This window comes from Nocardia sp. NPDC023733, from assembly GCF_040639775.1.
Lineage (GTDB): Bacteria > Actinomycetota > Actinomycetes > Mycobacteriales > Mycobacteriaceae > Nocardia > Nocardia rosealba.
This window is the reverse complement of the sequence record NZ_JBFAAN010000002.1, coordinates 656,312-670,141: the sequence shown is the minus strand read 5'-3', so window position 1 is coordinate 670,141 and position 13,830 is coordinate 656,312. Positions and strand designations below refer to the sequence as shown.

10 protein-coding genes are annotated in these 13,830 nt (G+C 68.6%); 6 read left to right on the top strand and 4 right to left on the bottom strand.

Annotated features, from left to right (window positions below):
• Positions 1 to 38: 38 nt before the first annotated feature.
• Positions 39 to 1,775: an NTP transferase domain-containing protein gene (locus tag AB0F86_RS14540; RefSeq protein WP_356985805.1), complete on the top strand. Its 1,737-nt coding sequence runs from the start codon at positions 39 to 41 to the stop codon at positions 1,773 to 1,775.
• Between the two features lie 219 nt (positions 1,776 to 1,994).
• A complete protein-coding gene (locus tag AB0F86_RS14535) occupies positions 1,995 to 2,141 on the top strand; it encodes a hypothetical protein (RefSeq protein WP_181699610.1) in 147 nt (48 codons plus the stop codon).
• A gap of 51 nt (positions 2,142 to 2,192) precedes the next feature.
• Here AB0F86_RS14535 and AB0F86_RS14530 read toward each other — a convergent pair whose 3' ends face one another.
• The 4 genes from AB0F86_RS14530 to AB0F86_RS14515 are packed head-to-tail and all read right to left on the bottom strand — an operon-like array spanning position 2,193 to position 7,586.
• Complete coding sequence (locus tag AB0F86_RS14530; RefSeq protein WP_356985804.1) at positions 2,193 to 4,205, bottom strand: ABC transporter ATP-binding protein; 2,013 nt, start codon at positions 4,203 to 4,205, stop codon at positions 2,193 to 2,195.
• Positions 4,202 to 5,047: an ABC transporter permease gene (locus AB0F86_RS14525; RefSeq protein ID WP_181699606.1), complete on the bottom strand. Its 846-nt coding sequence runs from the start codon at positions 5,045 to 5,047 to the stop codon at positions 4,202 to 4,204. Before AB0F86_RS14525 ends, AB0F86_RS14530 begins: the two co-directional genes overlap by 4 nt.
• Positions 5,044 to 6,003: an ABC transporter permease gene (locus tag AB0F86_RS14520; RefSeq protein ID WP_356985803.1), complete on the bottom strand. Its 960-nt coding sequence runs from the start codon at positions 6,001 to 6,003 to the stop codon at positions 5,044 to 5,046. The genes AB0F86_RS14525 and AB0F86_RS14520 overlap by 4 nt, the downstream gene beginning before the upstream one ends.
• Positions 6,000 to 7,586: an ABC transporter substrate-binding protein gene (locus AB0F86_RS14515; protein WP_356985802.1), complete on the bottom strand. Its 1,587-nt coding sequence runs from the start codon at positions 7,584 to 7,586 to the stop codon at positions 6,000 to 6,002. Before AB0F86_RS14515 ends, AB0F86_RS14520 begins: the two co-directional genes overlap by 4 nt.
• A 98-nt stretch (positions 7,587 to 7,684) precedes the next feature.
• On the opposite strand from AB0F86_RS14515, the gene AB0F86_RS14510 reads away from it, so the two are divergent.
• From AB0F86_RS14510 to mtnC, 4 genes are all read left to right on the top strand, one after another.
• Complete coding sequence (locus tag AB0F86_RS14510) at positions 7,685 to 10,036, top strand: arylsulfatase (RefSeq protein ID WP_356985801.1); 2,352 nt, start codon at positions 7,685 to 7,687, stop codon at positions 10,034 to 10,036.
• Between the two features lie 126 nt (positions 10,037 to 10,162).
• Positions 10,163 to 12,205, top strand: a complete 2,043-nt coding sequence (mtnA, locus tag AB0F86_RS14505; protein ID WP_356985800.1) for an S-methyl-5-thioribose-1-phosphate isomerase — start codon at positions 10,163 to 10,165, stop codon at positions 12,203 to 12,205.
• Complete coding sequence (locus AB0F86_RS14500; protein WP_181699600.1) at positions 12,202 to 12,771, top strand: cupin; 570 nt, start codon at positions 12,202 to 12,204, stop codon at positions 12,769 to 12,771. Before mtnA ends, AB0F86_RS14500 begins: the two co-directional genes overlap by 4 nt.
• Positions 12,768 to 13,457 carry an acireductone synthase gene (gene mtnC, locus AB0F86_RS14495; RefSeq protein ID WP_356985799.1) on the top strand — a complete coding sequence of 230 codons (690 nt, stop codon included), beginning with the start codon at positions 12,768 to 12,770 and terminating at the stop codon, positions 13,455 to 13,457. The genes AB0F86_RS14500 and mtnC overlap by 4 nt, the downstream gene beginning before the upstream one ends.
• The last annotated feature ends 373 nt before the right edge of the window (positions 13,458 to 13,830 follow it).

Here is a 13,830-nt window from a genome sequence, read left to right as displayed (position 1 = left end):
GATAGCATGGCCGACATGTCGACTACTTCGCTGGTCTCATGACCGATGCCGATGCGATCGTGCTGGCGGGCGGGCGGGCCAGCCGGATGGGTGGGGTCGACAAGCCCGGGATCGTGATCGGTGGGCGGTCGATGCTCGAGGCGGCGCTCGGGGCGGTGCGCGATTGCCGTGAGGTGGTTGTGGTCGGTCCGCCGCGACCCGAGCTCGACGCGCGGATCAAGCAGGTGCGCGAGGTGCCGCCGGGGTCGGGGCCGGTGGCCGCCATCGGCACCGGGCTGGCCGCGCTGGGGCCGGAGTCGGCGCCGTGGATCGTTGTGCTCGCCGCCGACATGCCGTTCCTGACGCACGACACCGTGCGCGGATTATTGCTTCGCGCAGCCGAGTCCACCGCCGAAGCGGTGTTCGCCATCGATGCGTCGGGTCGCCCGCAGTACCTGGTCGGCGTGTGGCGGCGCACCGCGCTCACGGCGGCGCTGGCAGATCTGGACGCCCTGGTGAACCAGCCGATGAAGGCGATCATCCCCACCGAGACCGCACTGGTCGAACTGCCGGGCACCACCGACTGCGACACCGAGGAGGAGGTGCGCCGGGCCCGCGAGTCCGTCGACAACGACGCCCGCCTCGACCTCACCGAAGCCAGGAATCGGATCGCCGGCACACTCACCCCGTTGATCGCCTACGACGCCGCTTTCGCCGACGTACCCGGCGCCGCCCTGGCCGAACCGGTGGTCGCGGCGGGCGCGCTACCGCGCTTCGACGTCTCGGCCATGGACGGCTACGCCGTATGCGGTGACGGCCCGTGGCGGCTGCGCCGCGATATCGGATTCGCCGGTGGCGCAAGGCCACTCGGGCTGTTGCCCGGCGAGGCGGTGCGGATCGCGACCGGTGCGCACGTGCCCGACGGAACCACCTCCGTGCTGCGTGACGAGTTCGCCGTGGTCACCGGCGACGATCTGGCACGGCGGCCCGACACACCGATCCGGGGCGATGTGCGGCGCAGCGGCGAGGACCTGCGGGTCGGTGATCGGGTCGCCCCGGCGGGCACCCGGGTGACCGCGGCGCTGCGCTCGGCAGCCGCCTCGGTGGAGGTGACAACGGGTTCGGTCCGTGGGCCCGTCCGAGCTCGAATAGTGATGACCGGTGACGAGATCCGCAGCACCGGCCCGCTGCAGGCCGGGCAGACCCGCGACTCGATCGGCCCCGTCCTGCCGGACCTGCTCACCGGCTGCGGTGTACGCGTGGTCGACCGGGTGCACCTGCGCGACACCGCGCACAGTTTCGACGACATGCTCACCGCCACAACCGGCCTCGATCTGCTGGTCGTGGTCGGCGCGACCGGTGGCGGCGCCGCCGACCAGTTGCGTACCGCGCTGGCGCGCACCGGTGCCCGCATCGTCGTCCCGAGACTCGCACTGCGCCCGGGTGGTTCGACCGTCGTAGCCGAATTGTCCGACGGCCCAACGGTTCTCGGCCTGCCCGGTAACCCCTTCGCCGCCATCGCCGTACTACTCGCCCTCACCCCGGCGATCGTCGCGGCCCGCACCGCGGCGGCGCCGCCACGCACCGTTCTCGGCCCGCTGCACAATGCCGCCGAAATCGCCGCCCCCGTCACCCGCATCACGCCCGCGCGCTACGCCCCCGAAGGCGGCTGGATCGGTGACCCGAACATCCGCACCGCCCACCTGGGCGGACTCGTCGACCGCGACGGACTGGTCATCGTGGGACCAGCCGCCGAAGACGGCGACCTCGTGGAATTCCTCCCGCTCCCGAGTTGAAACAATGTCGCCCGAATTCGCCGTCGGTTACTGCCGAAAATACCGGGACACGCCGAATATCCGCTGGTAGGAATGCTATTTATCGTTCAACTCTACCGCCACGACCACTCGATGCCTATCGTTGAGCAAGTCAGGCGTACCCCGCCTCGAAAAAGGCGGAATTACGCCGGACATCCGAATTAGGCGAAGTATTCATCCCTCGGAAAGGACCGTGTGGAGATGGCTGAGAAGTCGAAGAAAACGCCGAAAAAGATGCCCAAGCAGATGCCGCGCCAGCAGCAGGAGCAGCGGCAGGAGCAGGACTCGCAGCGGATGACGCGAGCAGGCCAGGATGATCGGCGCGAGCCGCGCCGCCCCGGCAACTGATCCACGCGTGTCGACGAGCCGCCGGTACCGGTACCGGCGGCTCGTCCGCGTTCAGGCCCCGATCGGCAGGGCCGCGTCACGTCCCCTGCGAGCCGTCGACGGATCGGGAGCGGGGACCGCGTCGAGCAGGCGGCGGGTGTATTCCTGCGCTGGTGCCGCGAACACCGCGCGTGCCGCACCGGTTTCCACGATCCGGCCCTGTCGCAGCACCAGGACGCGATCGGCGACCTGGTGCACCACGGCCAGGTCGTGACTGATGAACAGGCTCGCGAATCCGTATTCGGCGCGCAGATCGGCGAACAGGTCGAGCACCTGCGCCTGCACCGAGACGTCGAGCGCACTGGTCGGTTCGTCGGCCACCAGCAGCCGAGGCGCCAGTGCCAGTGCCCGCGCCAATGCCACGCGCTGACGCTGCCCGCCGGACAACTCCGCCGGCCTGCGCTGGGCGTAGTCCCTCGGCAACCGGACCGACTCGAGCAGATCGCCCACTTTCGAGTACAGCAGCGCCCCCGAAGCGACCCGATGCACCTGGAGCGGTTCACCGATCGCGTCGGCGATGCTGCGTCGCGGGTCGAGCGAGGCGCTCACATCCTGATGCACCAGCGCCACATGGCGGCGCAACCCGCGCAGTTCCCGACGCGACAACCCGGCTAGGGAGACACCCTGCAACTGCACCGTTCCCGAGGTCGCGGGCACCAGGCCGAGCGCGGTCCGGCCCAGCGTGCTCTTGCCCGAACCGGACTCCCCGACGATGCCGAGTACCTCGCGCGGACTCAGCGTCAACGAGATGTCGTGCAGCGCGGGGAATGCGGCACCACCGTGCCGACCGGGATAGACCACGGACAACTCGTCGATCCGCAACACCTCGCGGTACTCCGGTCCCGGTACGCCCCCGCCCTTCTCGGCGACGACCGCCGGTTTCCGTGCCACCACCCTCCGCAGCGCCCGCTCGAGGCCCCGATTCGCGCGACCCGCCGCACCATCGGAATCGAGGCCGGCTTCCCTGGCCACACCATCGGACTCCGCAGGAAGGGCGGCTGGAGCGGTACCGTCCCCAGTGCCTACCAGGTCGGCCGCCTCGGCACCGGCATCGAACCGCACCGGGTCGGGTCTTTCGGTGCTCGAAGCGTTCGGGACCGCGTCGGCCTCGTTCGCACCGCGAGTCGGGATCACCGTCTCGACTGGCTGGACCTCGGGCACGCCGTCGGGGTCGCCGACCTCGGGCGCTACCGCTGCCCGACCGCGCGCCGAACGTGCCGGCAAGCGCGGGACCGACGCGAGCAGCGTGCGGGTGTACTCGGCCTGCGGTGCGGCGAACAGGTCGAAGACCGGTTGCTGTTCGACCACCTGGCCCGCGCGCAGCACCACCACACGGTCGGCGATCTCGGCGACCACGCCGAGGTTGTGGGTGATGAACAGCACCGAGGTGCCACGATCGCGGCGCAGCGTGTGCAGCAGGTCGAGGATTTCGGCTTGCACGGTGACGTCGAGCGCGGTCGTCGGCTCGTCGGCGATGAGCAGGTCGGGTTCGCCCGACAGCGCGAGTGCGATCACCACCCGCTGCTTCTGCCCGCCGGAGAGCTGATGCGGATACCAGTCGAGGCGTTCGGCGGGTTCGGGGATGTCGACGGCGGTGAGCAGCTCGATCGCGCGGGCACGGGCCTCGGCCTTGTCGGTGACGCCGTGCGCGCGCAGGGCCCGCACGAGCTGGGTGCCGATCTTCTGCACCGGGTTGAGCGCGGTCTGGGGCTCCTGGAACACCATGGCGGCACGGGTGCCGCGTAACCCACGCAGCGTCGCCTCGTCGGCTCCGACGATCTCGGTCGAGGCGAGGGTGATCGACCCCCGCGCCCGCGCGGTCGCCGGCAGCAGTCCGAGCGCCGCCCGCGCGGTGAGCGACTTCCCCGACCCGGATTCGCCGACCAGTGCGACGACCTCCCCGCGCCGCACCTGGAAGCTCACCCCGTGCACCACGGTCTTGTCCCCGAAGGCGACGATCAGATCGGTGATGTCGAGCACGACATCACCGGACCCGTCGGCGCGCGTGGCCGTCTCGGCACTCATCCCGATCTCCTCGCGTTGCCCAGTGATTGGGCGATCAACAAGAACCCGAGCGTCAGCCCGGCGACGACGACCAGCGGCCCGACCGCCATCCACGGATTGGCGTCGAGGTTGCCGATGGATTCGCCGATCAGCGAGCCGAGCGAGGGATTCGGGGGCTGGACCCCGATGCCGATGAAGCTCATCGCGCCCTCGAGGAACACCGCGACCGACAGCGACAGCGCGAACTGCACGACGAGCGGTTCGATCGCGTTGGGCAGCACGTGTTTGCGCAGCGTCCACCAGGTGTCCGCGCCGATCACCTCGGAGGCCTCGACGAAGGGTTGTTCGCGCACCGCGAGCACGGCGGTGCGGATCTGCCTGCCGAAGATCGGGATCTCGGCGGCCACGATGACGATCACCACCGCGTGCCAGCCCGGCCCGGTGATCGCGGCGAGGGCGATCGCGAAGATCAGCGACGGGAAGGCGAGCACCAGGTCGAACAGGCGCTGCACGGTGACGTCGGCGAAGGGGTGCACGGTGGCGGCGAGCCCGATCAGCGAACCGATCACCGCGGCGAGCGGCACCGCGAGAGCCACGATGAGCAGGTCGATGCGGATTCCGGCCAGCACGCGCGCGGCCACGTCCCGGTTGAGGTGGTCGGTGCCGAGCCAGTGCTGCGCGCTCGGGCCGAGCAGGTTGGCGGACGGTATCTGCGCGAGCGGGTCGAAGGGGTTCAGTACCCCGGCGAACACACCGGCGAGCGCGATCACGGTGATCAGGAGAACACCGGCCAGTCCCTGACCACTGCGCAACGCGGCCGCTCGCCGGGTGGTGACGCGGGTTTCAGCGGTTGCGACGGTCATGATCGTCCCCCGATCCGGACTCGGGGGTCCAGCCACGCATGGGCGAGATCGGTGAGCAACTGGATCACCACGAACACCGCGACGGCGAGCAGCAACAGCACCTGCACCACCGGGTAGTCGCGGCGGCTGATGCCCTGCTCGATGAGCTGACCGATCCCCGGCCACACGAACGCCGCCTCCACCAGCACGGCGCCGCCGAGTAGCTGACCGGTCTGCAGGCCGAGCACGGTGAGCGAGGTCGGCAGTGCGTTGCGCAGCGCTCCGCGCGTGACGATCTCGCGGTGGTCGACACCGAGCGAACGTGCCGTGAGCACATAGGGTTTGGTGAGTTCGGTCCGCAGAGACTCGGTGAGGAACCTGGTCAGCGCGGCCGCCACCGGCAGTGCGAGGCAGATCGCGGGCAGCAGCAGATACTGCACCGCGATATCCGGCCGGGCGATGAACCCGTCCGGCGGCACCCCACCCGAGGGCAGGATCGGGATCGCGACGGCGAACAGCAGCACGAGCAGCGGCCCCACCACGAACGTCGGCAGCGCGACGGCGATCGTATTCGCCGCCGCGACCACGGTATTCAGCCAGCGACTCGGCCACAGCACCGAGGCCAGCGATACCACCACGCTCACCACCACGGCGAGCACCAGCGCGGTCACCGTGAGCACGAGGGTGTTGGTGAGCCCACGACCGACCAGATCGCTGATCTGCCCACCGATGAGGTAGGACCGGCCGAGGTCGAGGGTGACCAGATCGCCAAGCCAGCTCAGGTATTGGACGGGAATCGACTGGTCGAGGCCGAGCTGGTGCCGGATGGCCGCGACGGATTCGGGTGTCGCGTCGTTGCCCGCCAGGATGGTGGCCGGATCGCCCGGCACCAGGCGCAGCAGCAGGAAGATCAGCACCGACGCGCCGAACAGGACGAGCAGCGCCGAGGGTAAGCGGTGCAGCAGGTAGCGCGTCATGACAGGAACGTGTCGGTGAGTACGGGTTCGCGGCGCTTGGTCCAGGCGAATCCGTGCACCGTGTTGCTGGTGGAGTACTGCTGGAAACGCACACCGATTTCGATCAGGAACAGCCCTTCGAGCAGCTGATCCGTCACGGCGCGGTAGGCGCGCACCGCGTCGGGCCCGGTGCCCTGCGGCAGTTGCCATGCGGCATCGGCGGCCGCGGTGTAGGCGGGCGACTCGTAGCGAGAGGCGTTGCGGCGGGCGTTGAACGGGTACGCACTCACGGTGAGGGTCGACGGCACGAACTGTGCCCACGAGTGGTCGGTCACCCACAGCCCACGGAATTGCTGGCCGGTCAGTTGTTTCACGAAAGCTGCGTTGTCTATCGGGTCGAGATCCACCTCGATGCCCACCTCGGCCAGGTTGGCCTGCACGATCTGGGCGGTCGCCTCGAACCCGGGCGCGAAAGTCAACGGCAGGCGCGGTGGCTTGGTCACCTGGGCCAGCAGCGCCTTGGCCTTGCCGACATCTCTGCCGTACCTGGTGTTGAGCGACTCGTCGAACGCGGGAGAATTCTTCGGCCACGGCACATTCAGTGGATAGCCCGCGCCGCGAAAGACCTCGTCGACGATCCGTTCGCGGTCCAGCGCGTAGGCGATGGCTTGCCGCACCCGCACATCCGCCAGCGCGGGCTCGGAGACATTGACCCCCACATAGGTCTGCAGTTCGGCGCCCTCGAGATTGTGCACGGTGAAACCGCCACTGTTGGAAAGGTTTTCGGCGTCGCGGAAGCTGAGCTCGCGCGCGGCAGCGACCTGACCGGTCTTGAGTGCGTTCAGCAAGGCCTGCGGATCGGGGACGATCGAGACCTCCACCCGGTCGAGGTACGGACGATCCGGGATCCAGTACCCGGTGTTCTTCGCGAAGATCAGCTGCGAATTCGGAATTCGCTGCACGAAGGTGAACGGCCCGGTGCCGATATAGGTTTCACCGGTGCCGAGTTTGTCGGCGGTTTCGCTGTCGAGAATGGGCACCGTATCGAGCAGATCGAAGATATTGCTCACCGGATGGGCGAAACGCAGGACGATCCGGGTGGGCGAGACGATATCGAATTCGGTCACCGCGGCGGCGGTGGACCGCAATTGCGCCGACCATTTCGGGTCGGCGTAGGCGCGGATCGAGAACTCAACATCCTTGGCGGTGAATACGCGCCCGCTGTGGAATTTCACGTCGTCGCGCAGATCCAGACTCACCGAGCGGCCGTCGGCGGCGAGCTGCCAGGCCTTGGCCAGCAGCGGCTGTGGTTCGAGTGAATCGTTCGGGTAGCGGATCAGCGATTCGTAGACCAGGCCGACGAGCACCGGGGTGGCGGCGGTATTGGTGAGCAGGTTGGCGGGCACCAGGTCCTCACGGATGCCGACCTTCAAGGTGCCACCGCGCACCGGCGTCGCGTCGTCGCCGCCTGCCTTCTGCTCCGAGACCGCGGAGGTGCACGCCGCGAGGGCCGCCCCACCGAAGATGGCCGCGGCAGCGATACCGCTGGTGCGCAGGAAATTTCGGCGATGGATACCGCCACGCGATGCATTGTTCGTTGACACGACAGCGACGCTAACAATGTGCGCGACACCGGTCACCGATTCCGCGCAGGCTGCATCTAACCCTGGTGACCAGCCATTTCGTCCAGTTCACTGCGGGAATGCCAGTTCCACCCCACGCACGCGGTTACGAATCTTTCGCAGGCTCGATCGGACGTACCTCCGCCGATTCCACGCCGGATTGGACCTCGCCTGCCACGGCGCCCGCCGGTGCGCCGAATATCGTCGTCGTCCTCGTGGACGATATGGGTTACAGCGATATCGGTCCGTACGGTTCCGAGATCGACACGCCCACACTGGATCGGCTCGCCGCGACGGGTGTGCGACTGTCGAATTACCACACCACCCCGCTGTGCTCCCCGTCGCGCGCGGCGTTGCTCACCGGTATCAATCCGCACCGCGCGGGCTTCGGATTCGTCGCCAACGCCGATCCCGGGTATCCCGGGCTGCGCCTGGAACTGGCCGACGATGTGCTCACCCTGCCGGAGATATTGCGGGACAACGGTTATGCCACCTACGCGGTGGGCAAATGGCATCTGGTGCGTGATGCCACGATGAATCCGGCGGCACACCGGAATTCATGGCCGACGCAGCGCGGATTCGACCGGTACTACGGATCGCTGGAAGGTCTCAATTCCTTCTACTACCCGAACCAACTGGTTTCCGACAGTTCCGTCGTCGACGTCGAGGAGTATCCGCCGGGGTACTACCTCACCGACGACCTCACCGACAAGGCGCTGTCCTACATCAAGGACCTGCGCGCGCACGACGCGACGAAACCGTTCTTCCTGTACTTCGCGCACGTCGCCATGCACGGACCGTTGCAGGCGAAGGCGCAGGACCAAGCCAAGTACCGCGGACGGTACGACGAGGGCTGGGACGAATTGCGCCGGAAACGCTTCGCCGAGCAGCTGGCACAGGGCCTTTTCCCGCCGGGCACCCAGCAGAAGCCACGCAATACCGAGCCGGGTTACGAAGCGGCGGAATGGGATTCGCTGTCCGCGGCCGAACAGCGGCGGTACGCCCGCTACATGGAGGTGTACGCGGGCATGGTCGACAGCATCGACCAGAGTCTGGGCCGTATCGTCGACCTACTCGAGGAACTGGGCGAGCTCGACAACACGGTCATCGTGTTCACCTCCGACAACGGCGGCACCGCCGAGGGCGGGCCGGAGGGCACCCGCTCCTATTTCGCCGAGTTCGCCCACATCGACGACCCCGACTGGGTGGGCGACGTGCCCCACGACGAGGAACTGATCGGAACCGCCAAGCTCGGGGTGCACTACCCGCGTGGCTGGGGGCAGGCGTCGAACACGCCGTTCCGCTTCTACAAGGGGCAGACCTTCGCCGGCGGAGTCCGGGTGCCGCTGATCGTGTCGTGGCCGAAAGGCTTGCCGCGCAAGGACAACGACACCGGTATCCGCCACGAGTACGCCTATGTCACCGACCTGGCGCCGACCCTGCTGGAATTCGCCGGGCTGGACCGGCCGTCGGTCCGTCACGGCCTACCGGCCAAGGACTTCGACGGCGTATCCGCCGCCGCCCTGCTCCGCGACGCCTCCGCACCGACCCTGCACACCGAGCAGTATTCGGAGATGACCGGTCACCGCGGATTTTATCGCGACGGATGGAAACTGCTCTCACTCCACGAAGCGGGCTCCGACCTCGACGCACCCGACTGGCAGCTCTTCGATGTGCGCGCCGACCCCACCGAGCTGCACGACCTTTCCGCACAGTATCCGGACAAGGCCGCCGAACTCGCCGCCGCCTGGGACGAATCAGCCTGGGCCAATACGGTTTTCCCGCTTCTCACCCGCGCCGGCCTGTTCCGCAGGCGCCCGGAGGAGGCCCGCCTGGCCGACCCGGTGCGCCTGCTCCCGGGGACCCCAACCCTCGAGCGCTATCGGTCACAACGGCTGATCGCCTACCGCGACTTCACCATCACCGCCGAACTGGGCGCAGCCACCCCCGCGCGAACCGGTGACCGATCCGTGCCCACCGGTTACCGGGACGGCGACGAAGGCGTACTCGTCGCCCACGGTGACCCGCTCGGCGGCTACCTGCTCTACATCGAGCACGGCGAGGTGGTGCTCGGCGTGAACAGTTACGGCCGCTACGCGTCGGTCGGCACACCACTGCCGGTCGGCACCCGCACCGTCACCGTCCGCGCCACCGTGCGTCCCGACCTGCGCTGGGACTTCGTCGTCGAAGCCGACGGCACCCCACTCGCCGAACTCACCGACCAGGTCCAGCTCGTCGGCATGGCACCGTGGACCGGCATCTCCGTCGGCATCGACGCCCGCGGCCCGGTGTCCTGGGACCTACGCGAACGCCGCGGCCCCTTCCGCTACACCGGCCCCCTCCGCGCGATCACCTACACACCCGGCCCGATCCAGGTTCCGCAGGCCACCATCGATGCGGTCGAACGCGAGGCCGAGTTCGTTGCCGAGTAGCGCCCCGGGCATGCGCTCCGCCGAGCTGGTCACGCGTCTGTCCAGGTCGGGATCGGGTCCCGGCGGGTCGGCCTGGTCGGATATCGTCTACCGGCGGAAAGACAGTCTCGCAGTGAGGACACCCCGATGGACGACAGTTCCCTGACCTGGGACGACGGTGCGCTCGTCACCATCGACCAGCGCGGGCTGCCGCACGAGGTGCGTGAGCTGCGGTTGACGACCGTCGATCAGGTGATCGACGCCATCACTACGCTCGCCATCCGTGGTGCGCCCGCCATCGGGATCGCGGGGGCGTTCGGGGTGGTCATCGCGACCCGCGCTTACACGAAGGTCGTCGACGCCGCCACCCAGGCCGTCGCCGAACATCCCGAAACCGCGACGCGGACGGACGCTGCGCATTCCGCGGCAGGCACACGAGCAGATGAGCCTTCCGACGCCGCGATGCGGGCGGACGTTGTGCATCCCGCAGCCGCGACGCAGGCGGACGACGAACATGGCTGCGGGGCCGCTGAGGTAGGACAGCGCAGCGCGGCCGTCTCGCGCGAAGCGGTGCGGGCCGGGGTTTCGGGCGGCGGAGTGGTCGACGTGGCGGCGGTGGAAGCCGAGGCGGATCGGATCGCGGCGGCTCGGCCTACCGCCGTCAACCTGGCGTGGGCGGTCGAGCGGGTGCGGGCGCGGATCGCCGAGGGCGCCGACGCCGTGCTGGCCGAAACCCTCGACATGCTCGCCGAAGACGGCCGGGTCAACCTGGCCGCCGCCACCCACGCCGCCGACCTGGTGCAACAGCTCTGTGGTGACCGGCCGCTGCGCTTGCTCACGCACTGCAACACCGGCCGCCTGGCCACCAGCGCCGTCGGTACGGCCATCGGCGCGCTGCGGGTGCTGCACGAACGCGGTGTGGTCACCGATGTGATCGTGGACGAGACCCGGCCGCTGCTGCAGGGTGCGCGGCTCACCGCGTGGGAACTGGCCGAGGCGGGCATTCCGCACCGGCTCACCATCGATTCCGCCGCCGCGTGGGCGATGGCGACGGGGCAGGTGGACGCCGTGCTAGTTGGCGCCGACCGGATCACGGCCAACGGCGATGTCGCGAACAAGATCGGCACCTTCGGCCTGGCGCTGGCCGCGCGACACCACGGCATTCCGTTCATCGTCGTGGCCCCGGAATCCACCCGCGACACCACGATGGCGACCGGGGCGCAGATCGTCGTCGAACAGCGGGCAGCCGCGGAGGTCACCGGGTTCGGTGGGGCCGATGCCGCACCGGTCGGCACCGCCGTCTTCAACCCGGCATTCGATGTGACACCGGCCGACCTGGTCACCGCGGTGGTCACCGAGAACGGGGCGATCTATCGCAACGCGGACACCTTCGACGCGAACGGCCGCGTCGCGAGCTCGACGGCCGCCGCGACACCGCAGGCAGGCGGTCCGGCAATTCGCACGCCCGTCGCGATGCCGCATGCGGGCAGTCCGGCGATTCCCGCGGCCGCCGCGATCGACGTAGCCGGTCGGGCCCCTTCTGTGCCCGCGGTCGATGCAGGTGTGGAAGGCCGCGCGCTCGCCGCCGTCGCTCGTCAGCTCTACGAGCGCGGCTGGATGCCCGGTACGGCGGGCAACATCTCGGTGCGATCCGGAAGCGACGACGCGCTGATCACCGCCAGCGGGTTGTCGAAGGGCGAACTGACCGAGCACGATGCGGTGCGCGTGCGCGTCGCCGACACCACCGCGTACCCGGGTCAGGACCGAAAACCCTCCGCCGAGACCAGCATTCACACCGCCGTGTACCGCACGCGCGACGCCGGTGCCGTCGTGCACGTGCACTCACCCTTCGCCACCGCCCTGGCGACCACCGCCCAGCCGGGTGACACCGTGCGGGTCAGCGGCTACGAACTCATCAAGGGTTTCGGGCTCGACGATCCGTCGACCGTGGACGTTCCGGTGTTCGCGAACTGGCCCGAGGTCGCGCGCATCGGCGCCGACATCGAGTACTACCTGCGCGAAAATCCCGGTGCCGCACCGATTCTGTTCATCACCGGGCACGGCATCACCGCCTGGGGTGACACTCTTGCCCAGGCGCGTGATCGTGCCGAATGTCTGGAAGCACTGTGCGAGTTGATCGCCCGCACCGGACGTACCGACGCCACTCCTTTCGAGATCGGACCGAGATGACCCTGCTGCAAGTGATGGCGGCCGACAATGCCGCCGATGTCCGGGTGCGTACCACCGACACCGCCGAGATCGGTGCCGAGCTGTCGAAGCACGGCATCGCTTTCTCCCGCTGGGAGGTGCTCCCCGACGCCGCGACCACCGACTCCGACACACTGCTCGCCCATTACGCGCCGCGGATCGCCGAACTGAACGCCTCGGGTCGCTACGAGCACATCGATATCGCCCGCATCCACCCCGACGACGACAACCCCGACTGGCCCGCCACGGCGGCCGGTGCGCGCACCAAGTTCCTCGACGAGCACCGGCACGCCGAGGACGAGGTGCGTTTCTTCGTCGCCGGTCGCGGCTGCTTCTACCTGCACATCGACGACGCGGTGCTGGCAACGGTGTGCGAGGCGGGCGATCTGCTGTCGGTGCCCGCAGGCACCCTGCACTGGTTCGATATGGGCCCCCGCCCCGATTTCGTCGCCATCCGTTTCTTCGAGGAGGCCGACGGCTGGGTCGGCGATTTCACCGGCGACAAGATCAGCGCCGGTTTCCCCACCCTGGACGAGCTGCTCGCGTGATCCGCGCGATCGTCCTCGATATCGAGGGCACCACCAGCCCCACCGATTCGGTGCGCACCGACCTCTACGGATACACCGAGCAGCATCTGCCCACCTGGCTGGCCGAGAACGCAACCGGCGCAGCCGAATCCGTGATCGCCGCGACCCGCGAACTGTCCGGCGAGCCGACCGCCGATACCGGACGGATCGCCGAAATCCTCACCGGCTGGCTGCATTCCGATGTGAAGACCGAGCCGCTGAAAGCCGCCCAGGGCGCCATCTGCGCGGAGGGCTTCCGCGCGGGCGATCTGCACGGCCGCTTCTTCGACGACGTCATCCCCGCCCTGCGCGCCTGGCACGCAGCGGGGCACACCCTCTACATCTACTCCTCGGGTTCGGAACGCAACCAACGAGACTGGTTCACCTACGCCGAACAAGGCGACCTGTCACCCCTGGTCACCGACCATTTCGACCTGGTGAACGCCGGCCCCAAACGCGAACCCACCTCCTACGAAACCATCACCGCCCGCATCGGCGTCCCCCCACAGCAAACCCTGTTCCTCTCCGACCACCCGGACGAACTCGACGCCGCGGTCACAGCAGGCTGGCACGTCATCGGCATACACCGCCCCGGCGAGCCGAATCCCCCGCGCGCCCCACACGAGTGGGTCAGCTCGTTCACCGAGGTAGACCCCACCGAACAGTAGCCCCGCCGAGCGCCCTGTTCCCCTCGCACATCGTGGCTCATTTGCGGGCGCGCGGGCGGCCGAAGTAGCGACGCGGGTCACTATGCGTGTGTAAACAAATGTAAACCGTCCGAGAACCCGTCGTTTCCGAAGCATCACCGCCTCGGCGCCGAAGCGCCTCGCGAGCGTCGGAAAAGGCCGGTCAGGTGCGGGTTTCCCCTGGTCGTGGCGGGTGCGACGGGTGAGCGGCTGGTTACGGGGGTGACCAGCACATTTCGCCCACCTCACAACGCACAAAGGCCCGATCCGGGGTGTGAGAAGTTCGTTTTGCCCGGCCGGATCGTCTCCTTACAGTTGGCCCCAACAGCCCGATTTCACAAGCTCGAAGGGGGCG

Excerpts from the sequence above, each read along its gene's own strand:
- AB0F86_RS14520 (WP_356985803.1), bottom strand. The coding sequence starts at position 6,003 with ATGACGCGCTACCTGCTGCACCGCTTACCCTCGGCGCTGCTCGTCCTG.
- AB0F86_RS14540 (WP_356985805.1), top strand. The coding sequence starts at position 39 with ATGACCGATGCCGATGCGATCGTGCTGGCGGGCGGGCGGGCCAGCCGG.
- mtnA (WP_356985800.1), top strand. The coding sequence starts at position 10,163 with ATGGACGACAGTTCCCTGACCTGGGACGACGGTGCGCTCGTCACCATC.
- AB0F86_RS14530 (WP_356985804.1), bottom strand. The coding sequence starts at position 4,205 with ATGAGTGCCGAGACGGCCACGCGCGCCGACGGGTCCGGTGATGTCGTG.
- AB0F86_RS14535 (WP_181699610.1), top strand. The coding sequence starts at position 1,995 with ATGGCTGAGAAGTCGAAGAAAACGCCGAAAAAGATGCCCAAGCAGATG.
- AB0F86_RS14500 (WP_181699600.1), top strand. The coding sequence starts at position 12,202 with ATGACCCTGCTGCAAGTGATGGCGGCCGACAATGCCGCCGATGTCCGG.
- AB0F86_RS14525 (WP_181699606.1), bottom strand. The coding sequence starts at position 5,047 with ATGACCGTCGCAACCGCTGAAACCCGCGTCACCACCCGGCGAGCGGCC.
- AB0F86_RS14510 (WP_356985801.1), top strand. The coding sequence starts at position 7,685 with ATGCCAGTTCCACCCCACGCACGCGGTTACGAATCTTTCGCAGGCTCG.